General features: G+C 39.9%; 17 protein-coding genes, 10 tRNA genes and 3 pseudogenes. 15 read left to right on the forward strand and 15 right to left on the reverse strand.

Going from position 1 to position 18,501, the window contains the following annotated elements; translation table 11 throughout:
- Nucleotides 1-155 precede the first annotated feature (155 nt).
- The 4 genes from zipA (at nt 156) to AAC852_RS11315 (ending at nt 5,089) form a co-directional block, all read left to right on the forward strand.
- Entirely contained in the window at nt 156-1,070 is a 915-nt protein-coding gene (gene zipA, locus AAC852_RS11300) for a cell division protein ZipA (protein ID WP_422824290.1), read from the forward strand.
- 61 nt (nt 1,071-1,131) lie between these two features.
- Nucleotides 1,132-3,150: an NAD-dependent DNA ligase LigA gene (gene ligA, locus AAC852_RS11305; protein ID WP_340621121.1), complete on the forward strand. Its 2,019-nt coding sequence runs from the start codon at nt 1,132-1,134 to the stop codon at nt 3,148-3,150.
- Between the two features lie 434 nt (nt 3,151-3,584).
- Nucleotides 3,585-4,775 (forward strand): NupC/NupG family nucleoside CNT transporter, encoded by a 1,191-nt coding sequence (locus AAC852_RS11310; RefSeq protein WP_340621122.1) that lies wholly within the window; start codon nt 3,585-3,587, stop codon nt 4,773-4,775.
- A 95-nt stretch (nt 4,776-4,870) separates the two neighbouring features.
- Nucleotides 4,871-5,089: a DUF3820 family protein gene (locus AAC852_RS11315; RefSeq protein WP_340621123.1), complete on the forward strand. Its 219-nt coding sequence runs from the start codon at nt 4,871-4,873 to the stop codon at nt 5,087-5,089.
- A gap of 319 nt (nt 5,090-5,408) precedes the next feature.
- On the opposite strand, the gene AAC852_RS11320 is transcribed toward AAC852_RS11315, so the two are convergent.
- From AAC852_RS11320 to gltX, 3 genes are all read right to left on the reverse strand, one after another.
- Nucleotides 5,409-5,484, reverse strand: a tRNA-Ala gene (locus AAC852_RS11320).
- Between the two features lie 25 nt (nt 5,485-5,509).
- Nucleotides 5,510-5,585, reverse strand: a tRNA-Ala gene (locus AAC852_RS11325).
- 186 nt (nt 5,586-5,771) lie between these two features.
- Nucleotides 5,772-7,187 (reverse strand): glutamate--tRNA ligase, encoded by a 1,416-nt coding sequence (gene gltX, locus AAC852_RS11330; RefSeq protein ID WP_340621124.1) that lies wholly within the window; start codon nt 7,185-7,187, stop codon nt 5,772-5,774.
- A 281-nt stretch (nt 7,188-7,468) separates the two neighbouring features.
- On the opposite strand from gltX, the gene AAC852_RS11335 reads away from it, so the two are divergent.
- The 7 genes from AAC852_RS11335 (at nt 7,469) to AAC852_RS11365 (ending at nt 8,265) form a co-directional block, all read left to right on the forward strand.
- Nucleotides 7,469-7,544: transfer RNA gene (locus AAC852_RS11335), tRNA-Val, on the forward strand.
- 62 nt (nt 7,545-7,606) lie between these two features.
- Nucleotides 7,607-7,682: transfer RNA gene (locus AAC852_RS11340), tRNA-Val, on the forward strand.
- Nucleotides 7,683-7,760: 78 nt separating this feature from the next.
- Nucleotides 7,761-7,836, forward strand: a tRNA-Val gene (locus AAC852_RS11345).
- Between the two features lie 42 nt (nt 7,837-7,878).
- Nucleotides 7,879-7,954, forward strand: a tRNA-Lys gene (locus tag AAC852_RS11350).
- A 31-nt stretch (nt 7,955-7,985) separates the two neighbouring features.
- Nucleotides 7,986-8,061 (forward strand) — tRNA-Lys (locus tag AAC852_RS11355).
- Nucleotides 8,062-8,091: 30 nt separating this feature from the next.
- A tRNA-Lys gene (locus AAC852_RS11360) sits at nt 8,092-8,167 on the forward strand.
- A 22-nt stretch (nt 8,168-8,189) separates the two neighbouring features.
- Nucleotides 8,190-8,265 (forward strand) — tRNA-Val (locus AAC852_RS11365).
- 129 nt (nt 8,266-8,394) lie between these two features.
- Here the strand turns inward: AAC852_RS11365 and AAC852_RS11370 are convergent.
- From AAC852_RS11370 to AAC852_RS11395, 6 genes and pseudogenes are all read right to left on the reverse strand, one after another.
- Entirely contained in the window at nt 8,395-9,066 is a 672-nt protein-coding gene (locus AAC852_RS11370; protein WP_340621125.1) for an L-fuculose-phosphate aldolase, read from the reverse strand.
- A gap of 12 nt (nt 9,067-9,078) precedes the next feature.
- Complete coding sequence (gene mtnA, locus AAC852_RS11375) at nt 9,079-10,182, reverse strand: S-methyl-5-thioribose-1-phosphate isomerase (RefSeq protein ID WP_340621126.1); 1,104 nt, start codon at nt 10,180-10,182, stop codon at nt 9,079-9,081.
- Nucleotides 10,183-10,197: 15 nt separating this feature from the next.
- Nucleotides 10,198-11,457, reverse strand: a complete 1,260-nt coding sequence (mtnK, locus tag AAC852_RS11380) for an S-methyl-5-thioribose kinase (RefSeq protein ID WP_340621127.1) — start codon at nt 11,455-11,457, stop codon at nt 10,198-10,200.
- A gap of 177 nt (nt 11,458-11,634) precedes the next feature.
- Nucleotides 11,635-11,739, reverse strand: a pseudogene (locus AAC852_RS11385) (YkgJ family cysteine cluster protein); the annotation flags it as partial.
- 392 nt (nt 11,740-12,131) lie between these two features.
- Complete coding sequence (locus AAC852_RS11390; RefSeq protein WP_340621128.1) at nt 12,132-12,968, reverse strand: isocitrate lyase/PEP mutase family protein; 837 nt, start codon at nt 12,966-12,968, stop codon at nt 12,132-12,134.
- Between the two features lie 211 nt (nt 12,969-13,179).
- Nucleotides 13,180-14,127 carry a glycosyltransferase family 9 protein gene (locus AAC852_RS11395; RefSeq protein ID WP_340621129.1) on the reverse strand — a complete coding sequence of 316 codons (948 nt, stop codon included), beginning with the start codon at nt 14,125-14,127 and terminating at the stop codon, nt 13,180-13,182.
- A gap of 219 nt (nt 14,128-14,346) precedes the next feature.
- On the opposite strand from AAC852_RS11395, the gene AAC852_RS11400 reads away from it, so the two are divergent.
- Nucleotides 14,347-14,838: a hypothetical protein gene (locus tag AAC852_RS11400; protein ID WP_340621130.1), complete on the forward strand. Its 492-nt coding sequence runs from the start codon at nt 14,347-14,349 to the stop codon at nt 14,836-14,838.
- 25 nt (nt 14,839-14,863) lie between these two features.
- Here the strand turns inward: AAC852_RS11400 and AAC852_RS11405 are convergent.
- Nucleotides 14,864-14,983: pseudogene (locus AAC852_RS11405) on the reverse strand (tyrosine-type recombinase/integrase); the annotation flags it as partial.
- 18 nt (nt 14,984-15,001) lie between these two features.
- On the opposite strand from AAC852_RS11405, the gene AAC852_RS11410 reads away from it, so the two are divergent.
- Nucleotides 15,002-15,082, forward strand: a complete 81-nt coding sequence (locus AAC852_RS11410) for a hypothetical protein (protein ID WP_340621195.1) — start codon at nt 15,002-15,004, stop codon at nt 15,080-15,082.
- 195 nt (nt 15,083-15,277) lie between these two features.
- Here AAC852_RS11410 and AAC852_RS11415 read toward each other — a convergent pair whose 3' ends face one another.
- Nucleotides 15,278-15,427 (reverse strand): hypothetical protein, encoded by a 150-nt coding sequence (locus AAC852_RS11415; protein WP_340621131.1) that lies wholly within the window; start codon nt 15,425-15,427, stop codon nt 15,278-15,280.
- Between the two features lie 309 nt (nt 15,428-15,736).
- On the opposite strand from AAC852_RS11415, the gene AAC852_RS11420 reads away from it, so the two are divergent.
- A complete protein-coding gene (locus AAC852_RS11420) occupies nt 15,737-16,096 on the forward strand; it encodes a putative adhesin (protein ID WP_340621132.1) in 360 nt (119 codons plus the stop codon).
- 187 nt (nt 16,097-16,283) lie between these two features.
- Here AAC852_RS11420 and AAC852_RS11425 read toward each other — a convergent pair whose 3' ends face one another.
- The 4 genes and pseudogenes from AAC852_RS11425 to AAC852_RS11440 form a co-directional block, all read right to left on the reverse strand.
- Nucleotides 16,284-16,421 (reverse strand): hypothetical protein, encoded by a 138-nt coding sequence (locus AAC852_RS11425; RefSeq protein WP_340621133.1) that lies wholly within the window; start codon nt 16,419-16,421, stop codon nt 16,284-16,286.
- 209 nt (nt 16,422-16,630) lie between these two features.
- Nucleotides 16,631-16,756: a hypothetical protein gene (locus AAC852_RS11430; protein ID WP_340621202.1), complete on the reverse strand. Its 126-nt coding sequence runs from the start codon at nt 16,754-16,756 to the stop codon at nt 16,631-16,633.
- A 235-nt stretch (nt 16,757-16,991) separates the two neighbouring features.
- A pseudogene (locus AAC852_RS11435) lies at nt 16,992-17,273 on the reverse strand (Arm DNA-binding domain-containing protein); the annotation flags it as partial.
- Nucleotides 17,274-17,438: 165 nt separating this feature from the next.
- Nucleotides 17,439-17,513, reverse strand: a tRNA-Arg gene (locus AAC852_RS11440).
- Nucleotides 17,514-17,711: 198 nt separating this feature from the next.
- Here AAC852_RS11440 and mlaA point away from each other — a divergent pair.
- The gene (gene mlaA / locus AAC852_RS11445; RefSeq protein WP_340621134.1) at nt 17,712-18,464 is read left to right on the forward strand and encodes a phospholipid-binding lipoprotein MlaA; all 753 of its coding nucleotides are present in this window, start codon (nt 17,712-17,714) and stop codon (nt 18,462-18,464) included.
- The last annotated feature ends 37 nt before the right edge of the window (nt 18,465-18,501 follow it).

Genomic DNA, 18,501 nt, shown 5'->3' on the forward strand with positions numbered 1-18,501 from the left:
TTTGTGTGTGAAAAACACTCGAAAAAACAGGAGATATCTCTCTTTATGATAAGAAAAGTCTGTAGAGGCTTGCACTTGTGCTATTTGACAAATACTCTTATCTAAAGAATATTCCGCCGTGGTGGCAATTAATTTAAACAACAGAGATAGCAATGATGCAGGATTTGCGTCTGATATTAATCGTTGTTGGTGCGATAGCCATAATAGCTTTGCTATTACATGGGTTGTGGACCAGCCGTAAAGAGCGTTCGTCACTCTTTCGTGATCGCCCAGTGAGACCTCATAAACAGGAGCGTCGGGAAGAGTTAGAGGATAATGATGGCGATGAGCTGTTTAATAATTCGTCAAAATCACGTGTTCAAGAGCCAGTTAAATCTCGTCATGAACATCGTGAAGAGCCAGTTATTGAGCGTGATGCACCTGATTTATCAGAAGTAACATCTGATGATGGAATTGATCCTTTACTTTCAAAGCAGCAACCTGAAACATCTGTCGCAAAGGTGAAAGCTATTGATGAAAGTCAGAAAGAATCACAACTTGGCCTGTTTGAATCTGTTGAGAAAAATAGTGCAGAAGGTGTGGAAACGGAAGCTGTTCAAGAGCAGCCGAAGTTGGAAAATGCAACGAAAGCTGAAACTGAGCAAACTAAAAAAGAAACCGTGTTGGTATTGCATGTAGCTGCTCATCATGGTCAGGAACTAAATGGCGAAGTACTGTTTCAAAGCATTTTGCAATCAGGTTTCCGGTTTGGTGATATGAATATTTTCCATCGTCACTTAAACCCATCGGGTAGTGGTGCGGTACTGTTCAGTTTGGCTAATATGGTTAAGCCGGGGTCATTTGATCCAGAACGTATGGTAGATTTCAGCACTCCGGGGATCTCAATGTTTATGCTCGTACCTTCATATGGCGATTCTAATCAGAATTTCAAATTGATGTTGCAAGCAGCGCAGCGTATTGCTTCTGATGTGGGTGGTGTGGTGTTAGATGCCGAGCGTAAAATGCTTACACCGCAAATGATCGAAACGTATAAGGCACGTATTCGTGATACGCTCAGTGCCCAAGAATAAATCCTCTTTTTAGTATTAAGCCCCCGCCTAGTCGGGGGTTTTTCATCTCTGGTGAGAAGTCATGAAAAATATTATTCAAACAATCAACGAACTAAGAACAACATTGCGTCATCATGAGTATTTGTATCATGTCATGGATGCGCCAGAGATCCCTGATGTGGAATATGATCGCTTAATGCGTGAGTTAAAATCATTGGAAGAACAGCATCCAGAGTTGGTTACAGCAGATTCTCCTACCCAACGGGTCGGGGCCGCTCCATTAACCGTATTTGAGCAAGTTCGTCACGAAATCCCGATGTTATCTCTGGATAATGTATTCGACGAAGAAAGTTATCTGGCGTTTGATAAGCGTGTTCGTGATCGTCTGAAAGATAATCGGGAATTGGTATTCTGTTGTGAACTTAAACTCGATGGTCTGGCTGTCAGCCTGTTGTATGAAAATGGCGAATTAATAAAGGCTGCGACTCGTGGAGATGGTACGACAGGAGAAAATATTACCGCCAACATTCGTACAATTCGCGCGATTCCTCTGCGTTTGAAAGGAGACAACATTCCTGCTCGTGTTGAGATTCGTGGTGAAGTCTTTATGAAACAAGTAGGTTTTGAAAAACTCAATGAAGAAGCGCGCCGTACAGGTAATAAAGTATTTGCTAACCCTCGTAATGCAGCCGCAGGATCACTGCGCCAGCTCGACCCACGTATTACAGCCAAGCGTCCACTGACTTTTTATTGTTATGGCATTGGTGTAATTGAAGGTGGAGAGTTGCCAGCAAGCCACTACGAGCGGCTGATGCAATTCAAACAATGGGGGCTGCCAGTTAGCGACAAAGTGAAATTATGTCAGGGAACCCAACAGGTATTGGATTTTTATCACGAGGTAGAACAACAGCGTCCGATTCTGGGTTTCGACATTGATGGTGTTGTCATTAAAGTCGACTCCCTTGAGTTACAGAAAACATTGGGGTTTGTGGCCAGAGCTCCGCGTTGGGCGACCGCATTTAAGTTTCCTGCACAAGAACAGATAACTGTCGTACGTGATGTCGAATTTCAGGTAGGGCGTACAGGTGCGATTACACCAGTTGCACGTCTGGAGCCAGTACAGGTTGCAGGTGTAACGGTCAGTAACGCTACATTACACAATGCGGATGAAATTGAACGTCTGGGGCTGCGTATAGGAGATACTGTCATTATTCGCCGGGCAGGTGATGTGATTCCGCAAGTTGTTGGTGTGGTAAGGGAGCAAAGACCAACAGAAAGCCAGGAAATAGCTTTCCCACAGTATTGTCCTGTTTGTGGTTCTGATATTGAACGTATTGAAGGCGAGGCTGTAGCGCGTTGTACAGGTGGTTTATTTTGTGGGGCACAACGTAAAGAAGCGTTGAGACACTTTGTTTCCCGTCGTGCGATGGATGTGGATGGGATGGGAGAGAAAATTATTGAACAATTGGTTGATAAGGAATATGTCAAAACACCCGCCGATCTCTTCCGTTTAACCGCAAGGCAATTAACCGGCCTTGAGCGAATGGGGCCAAAATCCGCTCAGAATGTGGTTAATGCTCTGGAAAAATCCAAGAAAACCACATTTGCCCGTTTCATTTACTCTTTAGGCATTCGTGAAGTTGGAGAAGCTACCGCGGCTAATTTAGTTGCACATTTTGGCACATTGGAAAAATTGCGTGCAGCGGATACGGAAGCATTAATTGCTGTACAAGATGTAGGTGGTGTGGTTGCCAGCCATGTAGTTAATTTCTTTAACGAACCGCATAACCAGGCAGTAATTGACGATCTCGTCAATAATATTGGTATTTGCTGGGAAACAGCGGAAGTATCGCAACCAGAAGAAATCAATAGCCCATTTACGGGTAAGACCGTAGTTTTGACTGGCTCATTAAGCCGTTTGTCTCGGGATGAGGCAAAAGACAAATTAGTTGCGTTGGGCGCGAAAGTCACGGGCAGTGTTTCCAAGAAAACAGATTTGGTGATTGCGGGTGAGGCAGCAGGATCTAAATTAATTAAAGCAACAGAATTAGGTATAACTGTGATTGATGAAGAAGAAATGCTTCGTCTTTTAGGTGAATAATAAAATACCCTTCGTCTTTCAAATTGCCTTCTTTGTTGACTGCGCTACTCTTTTTATAGCTATCCCCGGTCACATAGTTTTCTATGTTTCCGGTGAGTGGCTCCAGCCTCTCACCGGAGACCAGCCTTCGGCTGGACAAATTTGTTCTCTTGCCGCTGCGACGCAACTTGAAACTCATTGGTTGAAAAGAAAATATCCAGGAAAGACGTGATATTGGGGTTTTTGATAATAAACCTTAACCTTAATAGTGCCTTTAAATAAGATATTTTCGCATACTTAGTAGCCACGTTCCGGCTTAAAGTGTGATCAAGTTTGCTAAATAGGATTTTGTTGCCGCTCTGTAGTAAATTGATGTGATAGTTAACACTATTTATTATCGTATGTTGCAAAAATGCGATTTTAAATTTGTATCTCGTCATGTTTGGAGTTCTTTTATGTCTCATATTTTTCATTTTGTTCTCGCTTTAGCGGTCATTGGTGGCTTGGCGATTTTTGCGAGTAATAACCGGAAAGATATTCGTATTCGGTATATTATTCAGTTACTTGCTATTGAACTTGTTCTGGCGTGGTTTTTTCTTAATTCTAATGCTGGATTAGGGATCGTTAAAGGGTTTGACAGCTTGTTTGTCCACCTGTTGTCTTATGCTGCGAAAGGTACTAGTTTTATTTTTAGTGGTATGATTGAAGCAAATCTGGCATTTTTCTTCCTGAATGTACTTTGTCCTATCATCTTTATCTCTGCTTTGATCGGTATCCTGCAACATATAAAAATTCTGCCAATTATCATTCGTGCAATTGGTACTGTGTTGTCCAAAGTTAATGGCATGGGAAAACTAGAATCGTTCAATGCGGTCAGCTCATTGATTCTGGGGCAATCAGAGAATTTTATCGCTTATAAAGATGTATTGAACAAAATGTCTGAGCGTCGGATGTACACAATGGCGGCAACAGCAATGTCTACGGTATCCATGTCTATTGTAGGTGCTTACATGACAATGCTGGATGCAAAATATGTGGTAGCGGCCTTGATACTTAACATGTTCAGTACCTTTATCGTTTTGTCTCTTATCAACCCTTACTCTGTTGAAAGTGAAGGGGATATCCATATGAACAATCTGCATGAAGGGCAAAGTTTCTTTGAAATGCTGGGCGAGTATATTCTGGCTGGTTTTAAAGTCGCTTTGATTGTAGCGGCCATGCTGATCGGCTTTATTGCCTTGATTGCGGGTATCAACGCCGTTTTTGATATGGCATTTGGTATTTCTTTTCAGGAATGTCTGGGATATGTTTTCTATCCATTTGCCTGGATCATTGGCATCCCCAGTGATGAAGCATTGAAAGTAGGTAGTATCATGGCGACTAAACTGGTTTCTAATGAATTTGTTGCAATGCAGAGTTTACAGGAAATTGCAGGACAATTGAGTGAGCGTTCAAAAGGTATCTTATCCGTATTTCTGGTCTCCTTTGCCAACTTCTCATCCATAGGAATTGTAGCTGGTGCTATTAAAGGCTTGAATGAAAAACAGGGGAATATTGTCGCACGTTTTGGACTGAAACTACTGTTTGGCTCAACATTGGTAAGTTTCCTGTCGGCTGCAATTACCGGACTGGTAATGAGTATTTAATTTTCTTAGTAATTTGAATTTTAGGAAAAATGGTATCTAGGCAGATGCCATTTTATCTTTATATAAAAGACAACATGACTCAAGAGGTCGATATAATGAATAAAGAAAATTTGCTGGAGATCGCCAACACTGTCATGCCATTTGGTAAATATAAAGGACGGATGTTAATCGATCTTCCTGAAGAGTACTTACTTTGGTTTGTCCGTAAGGAGGGATTTCCACAAGGAAAATTGGGGGCGTTAATGGAAATGACCCTTGCAATTAAAATTGAAGGGTTGGATTCATTGGTAAAACCATTGAAAAAAAACGGCTAGATATAAAAGACTATACTTGAGGCAGATTTTATTATAGCTCATCTCGCTGAAGAAAATTTTGTTATTGAAAATCATAACTAAACCTCAGTGACTGTCTTGTCTGGTGATAACTATTTTTCATTATCCAAAGGAAACAACTGTGACGACGGGCTTTATAATAAAGTTTATATAGACTCAAATTATTCGGATGGAACTTTCAGTTTGAAAATAAAAAGTATTACGATGATTTGATGCTTTAAGAGATAGGTTGTTTTCACTATATTATATTCAGCCATAAGAAAAATCCCTGAAAACTTGCGCTTTCAGGGATCCAGAATCTTGGTGGAGCTAAGCGGGATCGAACCGCTGACCTCTTGCATGCCATGCAAGCGCTCTCCCGGCTGAGCTATAGCCCCACAATTGTGGTTCAGGATAAGTATTTGGTGGAGCTAAGCGGGATCGAACCGCTGACCTCTTGCATGCCATGCAAGCGCTCTCCCAGCTGAGCTATAGCCCCAAATCAAAATCCTGTGGAACGGAGCGCATCATATGAAACCCGAAGAACTCTGTCAACGGATTCATTAATATTTCCGGTGTAAACGTTGAAAAAGTCATCAATGCCAGGTTGGTAGAATAAAAAATAAAGGCACTACAACAAATTGTGTGCCTTTATAACTTATTTTGGCCGATTTTTTAATGCTAATTATTGTGCTTCACGCTGGGCAATATAAGCCAGAGCTTTATCAATACGAGAGAGTGAACGTACCTGATTAATAGCGTGAATAGTGACGTCAACACTCGGAGATTGACCAGCACCAGTAACTGCAACCCGGAGTGGCATACCAACTTTACCCATACCGATTTCCAATTCGTCAGCCGTTGACTGAATTGCATGGTGGATATTCTCTGGTGTCCATTCGGTAATAGCAGCCAGCTTTTCACGGACGACTTCTAATGGCTGACGAGCCACTGGTCGCAGATGTTTTTTCGCAGCATCTGCATCGAACTCTGTAAACTCTTCATAGAAATAACGACAAGCACTGGCCATTTCTTTCAATGTCTTGCAGCGTTCACCCAACAGTTTAATCAGTTCAACCAGTTCCGGGCCAGTACGTGTATCAATACCTTGTTGTTCAATATGCCATGCTAAGTAAACAGCAACTTTTTCCGCAGGCAGGGTATTAATGTAATGATGGTTCAACCATTGCAGCTTTTCAGTGTTGAAAGCGCTGGCTGATTTGCTGATAGCGTCAAGGCTGAACAACTCAGTCATTTCTTCAACGCTGAAAATTTCCTGATCGCCATGTGACCATCCCAAACGAACCAGATAGTTCAAAAGTGCTTCCGGCAGATAGCCATCATCACGATATTGCATCACGCTGACGGCACCATGACGTTTGGACAATTTTTTACCATCGTCACCGAGGATCATAGAAACATGAGCATATTCTGGTACTGGCGCGCCAAGCGCTTTCAGGATATTGATTTGACGCGGGGTGTTATTGATGTGGTCTTCACCACGAATAACGTGAGTGATTTCCATATCCCAGTCATCAATGACAACACAAAAATTATAAGTTGGTGAACCATCAGTACGGCGAATAATTAAATCGTCCAACTCTTGGTTGCTGAATTCAATCGGGCCACGGATGCTGTCATTAAAAATAACAGAGCCTTCCTGTGGGTTGCGGAAACGTACAACATGTGGCTCATCATGGCTATGTTGGCACTCACTCTCACGACAACGACCGTCATAACGTGGTTTTTCGCCATTTGCCATCTGAGTTTCACGCAATTGTTCCAAACGCTCTTTAGAACAATAGCAGCGATAAGCTGTACCTTGTTCCAGCATTTCATCAATAGCCTGATTATAACGGTCGAAACGTTTGGTCTGATAATAAGGGCCTTCATCCCAATTCAGATTTAACCAGTTCATTCCGTCCATAATCGCATCAATGGCTTCCTGAGTTGAACGTTCCAGATCAGTGTCTTCAATGCGCAGAACAAATTCACCTTTGTTATGACGGCTGTATAGCCAGGAATAAAGGGCAGTACGTGCGCCGCCAACGTGAAGATAGCCAGTGGGACTTGGCGCAAAACGGGTTTTTATTTTACTCATCGGGAATTGCCTTAATTACATTTCACTTTTCAGAGAACGTTTTGGATGATTGAAGTAACAATTGAAATAACAATAGTGGGGGTTATTTTATCACTGGACTTCAATTCCTCAATGGCGTTAATGATAGGTTATTGAGAAAAGGTAAGATACATCATCTAAATGATAACTTAAGGTGACTATAATTGTTTCATTCTGTGTGATTTTGCGACGAACGGAAATTTTAGTAATAAAAACCGTTGACTCACCTCGAACTATCCCTATAATGCGACTCCATCACGACGGGGCGATTAGCTCAGTTGGTAGAGCATCTCCCTTACAAGGAGGGGGCCATTGGTTCGAGTCCGATATCGCCCACCATTCTCTCGTAGTGGTAAGCTGGAGAAAATGGCAACCGTAGTGATAAAAATGATTTTATGATTGGGCGATTAGCTCAGTTGGTAGAGCATCTCCCTTACAAGGAGGGGGTCATCAGTTCGAATCTGGTATCGCCCACCAATCATAAGTCAGTGATATAGATGTCGTTACAGTAACTTTTCAGTAATAGTCATCATGCAGTAATAGTCATCATGAAGTGGGCGATTAGCTCAGTTGGTAGAGCATCTCCCTTACAAGGAGGGGGTCATCAGTTCGAATCTGGTATCGCCCACCACTTCATTAGATTGTTCCGCAGTATCACAGCGATGTTTACGATGGGTCGTTAGCTCAGTCGGTAGAGCAGTTGACTTTTAATCAATTGGTCGCAGGTTCGAATCCTGCACGACCCACCATTTTAAATATCAAAATCAAAATTATCTAATTGGGTCGTTAGCTCAGTCGGTAGAGCAGTTGACTTTTAATCAATTGGTCGCAGGTTCGAATCCTGCACGACCCACCATTTAGATGTCAAAATCAGAATTACCTAATTGGGTCGTTAGCTCAGTCGGTAGAGCAGTTGACTTTTAATCAATTGGTCGCAGGTTCGAATCCTGCACGACCCACCATTTAGGTGTCACGATATGAAGTGGGCGATTAGCTCAGTTGGTAGAGCATCTCCCTTACAAGGAGGGGGTCATCAGTTCGAATCTGGTATCGCCCACCACTTCATTTAGCTCCTTATAATCCAGCTATTAGATAATTTATAAACAAAATCCATGTCTGGTTTTTAATGGGGTTATGTAAAAAAACATAGTCCCTCAATAAGATCAGAAAATGCTGCTTTTTTACCTTATTACTGAGTTTTTAATCCGTAGCTTTTAAATTTTGTCAAAATTCGTTGCATCTCTTCGGAAGAAAGCATCGGAATATTTTTTGCAACATTTCCAATATTATTTCCAACAACAGGCAGGATTTTTAAATAAAGTTTCGCCAGTATTTCCACCTCATTCGCCAGCCATAGCGCTTTTTCCAGATTGGTTTCCATCGCGATCATGCCGTGATGTTGCATTAACAGTGCCTTACTGTGCCTAATTCCCTCCTTGACGCTCTTTGCCAGTTCAGGCGTTCCAAAGGTTGAATAAGGAATACAGGGAACATGGTCTGTCCCTGTCACCGCCACCATATAATGAATAGCAGGGATGGAATGATTGAGTATGGAAACTGCCGTTGCATTGACAGCATGGTTGTGCACAACGGCATTCAACTCAGGGCGTGCCTGATAGCAGGATAGATGAAAATACCATTCACTTGATGGCACCTTATCTGGTTCAGCTTCCCCGTTATGCTTGATGTAGACAATCCGATCCGGGGTCAATTTTTCATAGGGAACACCACTGGGAGTGATCAGAAAACCATCCTGATAGCGAGTACTGATATTTCCTGATGTTCCTTGATTTAAATCCAGTGCATTCATCTTAAGACAAGTTTCAATGATTGACTGGCAGATATGTTCTCTATTTACCATAAAAAATAGCCGTTACGAATACTGCTGGTATAAATCGGGGAAAAGTGTGCGCAATCCTTCTGCACTGGCATCACAGATCCCGCGTTCTGTAATTAATCCGGTAACTAATTCTGCTGGTGTGACATCAAAAGCATAATTTCCACAAAGTGTTCCTTGTGGAACGGTATTGACCCAATTACGTTTTCCTTCCGAAGTGAGCCCATGGACATGTGATTGCTCTTCACCTGAACGTTGTTCAATAGGGATCTCTTTTACTCCATCCCAAATCGTAAGATCCAGTGTCGGTGATGGTAAAGCAACATAAAATGGTACTTGATTTGCTTTGGCCGCCAGAGCCTTAAGATAAGTACCAATCTTATTGCAAACATCCCCTCTAGCAGTTGTCCTGTCTGTGCCAACAATACAAAGATCCACTTTCCCATGTTGCATCAAGTGACCTCCTGCATTATCAGCGATTAAGGTATGCGGTACACCGTGTGAACCTAATTCAAAAGCCGTCAATCCCCCCTGATTGCGAGGACGAGTTTCATCAACCCAAACATGGACGTTAATGCCTACATCATGCGCCCTATAAATGGGTGATAATGCAGTACCCCAATCTACTGTTGCCAGCCATCCCGCGTTGCAGTGAGTCAATATATTTACGACTTCACCTGCTGGTTTATTCGCAGCCATTCTCTGTATGATTTTTAGTCCATTCTCACCAATCTTACGGCATAGTTCGACATCTTCATCAGCGATTTCGTTTGCAATATGATAAGCAGCCTTTTTACGCTGTGGAGGAAATGTATTTTCCAGTGCTTGATATGAACGATCCAAAGCCCATTTTAAATTAATAGCGGTTGGTCGGGCTTTGACTAGCGTGTCATAAGCCAGTCGTAAGTTCTCATTACTGCTGTCCTGACGCATTGCTAGCGCCATACCATAAGCGGCAACAGCACCAATTAAAGGGGCGCCACGTACCCACATATCTTTAATCGCTGTGGCAGCATCCTGCATGGTGCTTAATTGAATGATTTGTAACTCAAAAGGCAGTTTGGTCTGATCGAAAATTTCGACGGTATATCCGTCGCCAGCAAGCCAAACAGATCGATAATGGATGCCATTAATTTTCATCTAAGTCTCTTAACCCTATGTGATATAACGTTTAATTAGTGAAAAATCTCGGTGTTTATGCTTGTTGACAATTAACTCGCGTGCCAATTTCAAGGCGTGTTTTTCACAAGTGGCGCGTAGCGTTGGATCTTCAATCTGTTTGAAATCAGCGACACCGGCAAAACCGATAATACGGCGATTAATTTCAAGCCCGGCATAGACCAGAGTTTCTTCAAATAAATTGGAGAAAAAATTATCTTGTGCTGCTTTAAGAAACGGTGAGCTGAAAGCTCCCTGCTGGTAAATTCTGATAGGATAGGCTTCTCCGGCACTCTTTTCATTCCATAGTTGACGAAAACGACGCACAAATACTGCCCATGTCGTTTCAATCTGTGTTAGAAGCCACGCCTGATAATCAGTACATTGCTTTTTATTGTCTCGTAAAGCAGGTTGAGCAAAATAAGCCATAAACAGATTACCGATATAGTTACCGATATCAAATGCCATTGGTCCCATAAAACTGAATTCTGGATCTATGACCTTTGTAGAATCCGGCGTTACCATAATGGAGCCAGAGTGGAGATCACCGTGTAGTAAGGCTTGGGCTTCAGTCATGAATTTGTATTTATACTGCATCACAGTTTGGATCATTGCCTGATCCTGCCAAACAGCATGGACGTCACTATCAAGTTGCGGAGAAGTCCAATTGTTTCTTTCGGCATTAAAATATGGCTCTGTAAAAATCAGATCTTCGGTGATCTTACAAAGTTCGTGATTATTGGCAAAACGGCTTACCAGCTCTTTTTTTTCTTTACTATCCATTCCGATATCAGAGGTATGGAATAGAGTATCAGCAAGAAAAATTCCAATATCTTCTGTAAGATAGGGGAGTTTCTGACCGGCGATCAACTGCTTACGCAAGATAATATGCTGATCTAAATATTCCATCACAAATAAAGACATTTCTTCATCGTAAAAATACACATCGGGGACATACTGGCTAACAAATTTATTTACTTCTAACAAGTTATGATATTCAAAATAGGTACGATCAAGAGAAAGTTGCCATGATTCTCCTGCTGCCCGCATATAAGGTAAGGCTTGTTTGACAACAACCGTTTTTTTAGCTCCAGAAACAATGAAAACCAAGTTGAGATTCCCATCACCAACTTCCTTTATTTGCCATGTTTCAGACAATCCGCCGAGTGAGATTGTTGTTGGTAAATTTTTCGCAAGATAATGTGGTAAGGATTCACAAGTTTGTAGGACATATTCAGTAGGAATATAAGCAGACATTATTTTTCATCCTGATAATTTCATGAAGTGAAGTTCATAATCTGTACGGTGATAACATATTCTGCGGTAATGATTTTCACATTTGTTAATAATAAATATACAAAAGTAAAGTGTCAGTGAGCTCTCTTGGATTTTCACATTTGTTAATAATAAATATACAAAAGTAAAGTGTCAGTGATCTTCTGTTTCTGCCCAATAAAACGAAACACGAAAATATGCACAACAAGCACCGCAGCTAATGCAGGGATTATTCAAAGATTGAGAATTTAACACTTGACTCATACTGGATGTCTCTATCTCATTTTTAAGATATTCACTTAGGTAAAATAGATCAGATCTCAAGAGTTCATTTATATATCCTGAGTCTTTAAAGCTATAGCTTTGTTGGCTGCACTTTGAAATTCATAGGACATATGGAAAGATAGCCTCTTTGAGAATAGATTATCTTTTTAGAGAATAGGGGATATCAAGAGAAATTTATTTTTCAATGTTAAAAATCAAAAACAGCCTTATTAATAGACCGCTTTTGATTTAGGTAATTGAATATTACTTTTAAAAAGTAGTAACAATTTTACTCTGAAAATATTTTCTGAAAAAAGATAATGATATGTTTCAGTATTTCATTGTGAATTTTTTCCCGGCTTCTCTTTCCGCCATCTTTACAAATTCAATAATTACATACCTTGATTTATCTTTTGGAAGAGTAATACATTTAGCTCGGTATAACTCAAACTTGCATGATCGTTATTTTGTAGGAGTCCATTTTGTACAAAGTGCTCGATGCTTGCCTGTGTGACACCATAGGCTTGTTCGGCAAAAAAAGATCCTCCTGAGACTCTTTTTACACCAGCAGCAAAAAACTCTTTTGCGCTAGGGGCACCAGCACAAGCCATTATATTTAATGGACCATTAATATGAGAACTGATTGTTCGGCATATCGATAAATTGGTTAATCCCGGAATAAAAATACCATCTGCACCAGCAGCAAGATAAGCATTAGCACGGAAAATTAAATGCTCAGGATCGGTATTTTCTCCGTGAAGCCATGAATCTATACGAGCATTGATAAATAAGCTGTAATGTATTTTGTTTGCGGCGGTACGCACAGAAGCAATACGTTCGGCCCCATCATCTATGGACATTGATTTATCATGTTGAGAATCTTCTATGTTAATCCCTACGCATTCTACAGAATATAAATCTTGTACAAGATGATCCATATTTTCACCAACGCCTAATAGGCCATCTTCAATATCCACAGTGACAGGAAGATTAGTACTGGCAGTGATTAAACCAAGCGCTTTCATTACCATTTTTCGGTTAGCTAACTGATTGTCTGGGTATCCCAAACTCCAGGAGATACCGGCACTGGTTGTTGCTATGGCTTTGACGCCGCATTGTTCAGCTAAACGAGTACTCATAACATCCCATGAGTTGGCTAATATGAGGTTTCCTTCTTCATGTAATTGGCTAAAAATTTGAATTTTTTCGTCCAGGCTTATTTTTATCATGTTAGTTTCTCAATATTTTTTTATTTTCTTCTAAAATAGAATCCATAATTGTAAATATCATGGTTATACATTTTTTAGAGCGATGCTAAATCATTGCACTGACTATTTATATAGTCAACATATTGATTGATAAATAAAGCACTAAATTAAAGCTATAATATCATTATTGAGTTAATAATTATTTCATATGAAAATATTTCCATTAAATTTTTTACTTTTCAAGTAAAGAAAAAATAGCGTCAGTAATTTTAGCTAAAGCAATATTATTGACATTCTCTGGATCGTATAAGGTAATACATCTCTCTTTTGATGCAAGTGGTGACCAATTCTCAGGCTTGGTAACACCATAAAGAGCAACAATTTTTTTCTTTAATGCCGCTGATAAATGGCAAATACCTCCATCGCCAACCACAATCAGTGTCATATTATTTAATAATGCCAGAAAAGAACTTAGAGAATCACACGTGACAATTTGACTTTTAGCACCTATACGCGAATTTAAATCTTCAGCTAAATACATATCATTGGGAAATGCTGAAATAATAAATCTTGCGGTAGGATATTTTGCTGAAATTTTACCAGCAATGAAATTAAGGTTTTCATTATTAATTAAGCTATGTTTTCTATTGTTGGAAACAGAAAATAAAATTAATGGTTCTCCTGAATAAATCGATATTGATGTATTATGCAACGTTATTGTGGGGAATAAATCAAATGATAAAGATTGCACATTGGGTGAAAATGTACGTAATATCTTTAAGGCCTGATGGCAACCTTTTATTACTTCTTGACTGACTGGATAGTTAACTAATTTAGAATGCCATTTTTGATCTGCAACAACAGCATAGCGCTTTTTTGCTCCCAATAACCATAAAAATAAATTATTGAGTTTCATTGGACTTGGTTTGGCAGAAATAGCAATATCGAAATTCTTATTGCGGAATTTCAGCGCAGTTTTTACGATAGAAAGATACTTGTTTTCTTGAGGAAGGACATTGATGCTTATATCAGGGCATATATACTTAGTAAGTTCATAATTACCTTGTTCTATAAATAGACTAATCTCTGCATTGGGATATTTTTTCTGTAAATATTTTATTAATGGCTGGGTACAGATAAGATCGCCAAGCCCATTTCTGCGTAATATAGCTATTTTCATATTGAATAATAAAAGAAAAAATTTTTTAATGGCAGATACTGCTTTTAAGAATAGAACATTTCTTTAATAATTCAATGTATTATGTAAAAAATCGTTCAAACGATATTTTGCTTATATTTTCTTTGTAAAGACATATGAACATGTTCTTTCTTTTAATTCCTCAATTCCAGAAGGTTGTCTATAATTTTATCTACTCCAATACCAAATGAGGAAAACCTAATGACTATGTTGAAAGAGAGACAACATATGATCATTCGTGCAATGAATGACCAGAAGCATTTAATGCAGCCTATCAGTAAAGAAAAACTTCAATTCCTTGGAGAGGCTTTTGGATGGGATCAATTAGCGGACGATATAAACTATTTAATAAAAGTTGGTTTAATTAACCACGAAGCCATTTATTTTGATGATGATGGTAGCTATGGCTTTAACCCTGATGCAATGGTTCTTACTGCTGCCGGTGTTGAATACGTCAATATGGATACGATTGATGATGAAATTAATTTTATTACCATAAAGATCCATAAAAATACCCTTGAAAAGATTGAAACGATAATTAACAGAACAGATCTTCCGAATGCTGAAAAAAAAGAAATTTTACAATTAGTTAAAGAGAAAGGTGTTGAGGCTGTGGTCAGTAAATGTGTTGATATTTTATTTGTGAATACTAGCCTTGCTACGGCTGTATTCTCTGAATTAACTAAAAATTGAGGTGATGGATGTTTCTCTTTTTATAGAACTCCAGGATTTCATCAATCGCTAAAGATGGATAATGTACTTTTTTATGTGGAGCAAAGGCAGACACTAAATCAGGTGCGGGATTATATTCGGCTCTCCCTGTTATTATTACGTATTCGGTAAGATACTTATACAATTGGCTCATGATCATCACTGTTCTGATGGAAATATTGGGAAGAGCCTACAGAAGGCAGAGGAGTTATTGAAGGGATGCTAATAGATGCTGGATGCTCTATTGGAAATGGACAAATACGTCTAGATAAAGCCAACTGATATTTTCCAGCAAAAAATACGTTTCCGACCAGGCTCTCTGGAGGATATTTTCCCTACCCATTGCGTGCCGCGATGATGAGGGGATTCAGGTGACTTACTTTCCCGAACAATAAATGAACCATTTGAACAGGATAATTGTTCAAACAAAATAGTCGAAATCGAGATAGCCTGCATCGGCGAATAATAGCTGATTACGTAATGTCACGGACGTAGATAGGTAAGCCCACTCCGACGCGGTATCAACTATCACGGTCATACCCACCGGTGTTTCTGTCTCTTCTCGGTACATGGCGGAGTTGCTGATAATGTCCCGTTTTTCTCAGGCGCATGAGTTATTTTTGATCTGTATATTCAATGTTAAGGTGACATGTCTAAACTAATACCGGCAGACGGCGATAGCCCTGCGCAAATAGAAATGTCACTAGCTCGTGTGCGTTGGGTACGCAGTAGCAGCATGTGTTATCGGTATTTCTATGTCCACTCAGGGAGTAGGTACAGAGATATTTACTTTCGTTTCAGAGGGTAACTAATTGTTAAGTATTATTCGCTTGTTGTTGGGTGGAGATTAACGCACAAGTTAAATATTTAGGATAAAATGATGAGCACCTTATTGTACAAAAATATTGCTATTGATAGGGATGGCCTACTCACAATGAAAGCTCTCGTTTTTACTCATGGAGGTTATACCCCTGCGTTTTTATGTGATATGTGTTGTTTTGGGGGGTCTGGTTATACAATAGTCCCTAACGGAATTACTTTATGGTTTAATAGCAAACATGATACCGCCTCTGTTGGTCTATCCTCTGCCCGAAATCTACTTCTAGGAAAGTTTTCTAATTATAAAGCCAGTGATAAGGTTAGATATGGAGAACGTGTACGCAATTACTCACTTACACCCAATAATAAACTGAGTACTCCTCCTAATTGGCAGTTTGACATTATTACTATAAATTTTTGATGCCATCCAGCATTTCAAATTGCCTTACACTGATATATACATCTTTGCTTGTAGAATAAACAAATCTAAGCCGTTAACAGTGAGTGGACCTATGGATGTCCGTCGAATAAATTAACTTCTTTGAATATCCCAAAACTCTAACTGATATATTCCTGCCACCTTCCAGATACTTAATCAGAGGTAGCAATCAGTCAGAATGTCGTTGATTGAGCCACAGCACGAACCCTGCACATGTCCCTTTTTGCAGAACAGTGCGGTCTTCGTTTAGCCAACGCATATCAACATCAATATTTACGGTGTTGGTTTTCCATTTTAGATTTGGCATTAGCAAGTTCCTGTGTGTGCTTGACATCCAGTTCTGCAAGGATCTTTAAGTGATAAAGTAAGATCCTGTCAACCATTCAGGAAATGGTGGGTCCCAGTCGTCAGAACCATAAACTATGTTATCTTTACATCGTGTATCACTACGCCATCAATGGCATAATCTTCTGCTCGCCAAACAATCCCAGTGTGAATATTTATAGGTGAATGACGTTACAAGGAAATCATCACTGAGTGCTCATTGATATCAACCAATAAAGATAGCCCGTTGCCATCTGCCAGCGTATAGGCTTTTTCCTTTGGTTTGGCTCGCTTGATTGCCAAGTCTGTCAGCTTCATAATCCATACAATACTGTATAGAAAAATTGTAGAGGGAATTTCTATACAAAAAATATACAACAAATTATAGAGATTTAGAAAGACGCCGCGAGATTTCAAGAGATGAGGCAAGCAGTAATTATATTGATTTTATTGGAATTAATTGACTCTCATAGATCATGAGAGATGTTGATTTGGCCCCTGCAGGAATAGAAAATAAGATTAACAATATGAATAATAATGATTTATTTTAAATACTCTGTTCATGTGCCCCTTTTTTCTCTGCTTTGGGGTCAATACCTTGGGCGATCAGCTTTTTGGCTTCATCACGTTTAGCTCGTGCATCGGTTAAAGACACTACCGGATAAACACCAAAGGCCAGCCTGTCTTCTTTTTTATCGGTAGGCCGACGATACTTCATACGCCAGTATTTAGAACCACGTGGTGTAATTTCCAGATACAAACCGCCACCATCGGCAAGTTTATAAATTTTCTCTTTGGGTTTTGCTGCGTCGATTTGTCGTGCGTTTAGTTTCATTTTTGGGGGCATTTTTATAATCGAATTGTAGGTGCCCCAGATTATGCCCCTTGCTATATGTTGATTGCAATAGACTAAAGTTGACGTAAAAATAACAATTTCGATTGATTTATAAGGAATTTATTGGGGGGAATTTACTTGATTGGACTTCAGGATATCTTGCGCTGGCGCCCCCTGCAGGAATCGAACCTACAATTAGCCCTTAGGAGGGGCTTGTTATATCCATTTAACTAAGAGGGCGAATAAAACAGGGCGTAGTATATCTCTTTTTCTTTCCTGAGATAAGATATAACGAACTGTTTGCCTATATAATCACCAATTATTTTGATTACCATTAAAGAAAAATTGGCAGTATATTTAACATATTGGCGGCTATTGGCTGAAAGGCATAATGCTCGAAAACGGACAATGGCAAAAAGTAATCATATGGAGAACAATATGAAGTATCGTCTGAGCGGGGTTGCTCTTACTGCTGTGCTACTGGTGGGATGCGCGAGTTCATCGAATATGAGTGAACAAAGGCGCACTGATCCGCTGGAAGGGTTCAACCGTACCATGTTCAACTTTAACTATAATGTTCTCGACCCTTATGTATTAAGGCCTGTCGCAGTAGTCTGGCGTGATTATGTGCCAATGCCTGCACGAAACGGTATTGGTAATTTCATGAGCAACCTTGAAGAACCTGCCAGTATGGTTAATAGCTTTCTACGTGGTGATATCAACGAAGGTGCGAAACACTTTAATCGGTTCTTTTTGAATACTATTTTGGGTATGGGAGGGCTTATTGATGTTGCTTCAATGGCAAACCCTAAACTGGCAAAACAGGATCCAATGCGTTTTGGTAGTACGCTAGGTTACTATAATGTTGGTTATGGCCCTTATGTTGTTTTACCGGGTTATGGCAGTTTTACCGCTCGTGATGAAGGGGGAAATTTAGCAGATATGACTTACCCTGTCTTAAACTATCTTACGCCTTGGATGTCTGTAGGGAAATGGGTATTTCAGGGCATTGAAACTCGGGCGCGTTTATTGGATTCGGACGGCTTGATGAAAAATTCTTCTGATCCGTATCTGATGATGCGTGGGGCTTATTTCCAGCGCCATGATTTTCTGGCTAATGGCGGGAAGCTGACACCAGAAGAAAATCCAAATGCTGCTGCTATTCAGGATGAGCTAGATTCTATCGACTAATTTTATAAAGAGATTAAAAAAGGATAGCTCAGGCTAT

The sequence above is a fragment of the Xenorhabdus siamensis genome, from assembly GCF_037996745.1.
GTDB classification, from domain to species: Bacteria; Pseudomonadota; Gammaproteobacteria; order Enterobacterales; family Enterobacteriaceae; genus Xenorhabdus; species Xenorhabdus indica.

What these genes read in the sequence shown, in the direction of transcription:
- mtnA (WP_340621126.1), bottom strand. Translation starts at nt 10,182, where the DNA reads ATGAAAATTAATGGCATCCATTATCGATCTGTTTGGCTTGCTGGCGAC.
- AAC852_RS11370 (WP_340621125.1), bottom strand. Translation starts at nt 9,066, where the DNA reads ATGGTAAATAGAGAACATATCTGCCAGTCAATCATTGAAACTTGTCTT.
- AAC852_RS11395 (WP_340621129.1), bottom strand. Translation starts at nt 14,127, where the DNA reads ATGAAAATAGCTATATTACGCAGAAATGGGCTTGGCGATCTTATCTGT.
- AAC852_RS11310 (WP_340621122.1), top strand. Translation starts at nt 3,585, where the DNA reads ATGTCTCATATTTTTCATTTTGTTCTCGCTTTAGCGGTCATTGGTGGC.
- mtnK (WP_340621127.1), bottom strand. Translation starts at nt 11,457, where the DNA reads ATGTCTGCTTATATTCCTACTGAATATGTCCTACAAACTTGTGAATCC.
- AAC852_RS11415 (WP_340621131.1), bottom strand. Translation starts at nt 15,427, where the DNA reads ATGTACCGAGAAGAGACAGAAACACCGGTGGGTATGACCGTGATAGTT.
- gltX (WP_340621124.1), bottom strand. Translation starts at nt 7,187, where the DNA reads ATGAGTAAAATAAAAACCCGTTTTGCGCCAAGTCCCACTGGCTATCTT.
- AAC852_RS11420 (WP_340621132.1), top strand. Translation starts at nt 15,737, where the DNA reads ATGAGCACCTTATTGTACAAAAATATTGCTATTGATAGGGATGGCCTA.
- zipA (WP_422824290.1), top strand. Translation starts at nt 156, where the DNA reads ATGCAGGATTTGCGTCTGATATTAATCGTTGTTGGTGCGATAGCCATA.
- AAC852_RS11425 (WP_340621133.1), bottom strand. Translation starts at nt 16,421, where the DNA reads ATGCCAAATCTAAAATGGAAAACCAACACCGTAAATATTGATGTTGAT.
- ligA (WP_340621121.1), top strand. Translation starts at nt 1,132, where the DNA reads ATGAAAAATATTATTCAAACAATCAACGAACTAAGAACAACATTGCGT.
- mlaA (WP_340621134.1), top strand. Translation starts at nt 17,712, where the DNA reads ATGAAGTATCGTCTGAGCGGGGTTGCTCTTACTGCTGTGCTACTGGTG.
- AAC852_RS11430 (WP_340621202.1), bottom strand. Translation starts at nt 16,756, where the DNA reads ATGAAGCTGACAGACTTGGCAATCAAGCGAGCCAAACCAAAGGAAAAA.
- AAC852_RS11315 (WP_340621123.1), top strand. Translation starts at nt 4,871, where the DNA reads ATGAATAAAGAAAATTTGCTGGAGATCGCCAACACTGTCATGCCATTT.
- AAC852_RS11390 (WP_340621128.1), bottom strand. Translation starts at nt 12,968, where the DNA reads ATGATAAAAATAAGCCTGGACGAAAAAATTCAAATTTTTAGCCAATTA.
- AAC852_RS11400 (WP_340621130.1), top strand. Translation starts at nt 14,347, where the DNA reads ATGACTATGTTGAAAGAGAGACAACATATGATCATTCGTGCAATGAAT.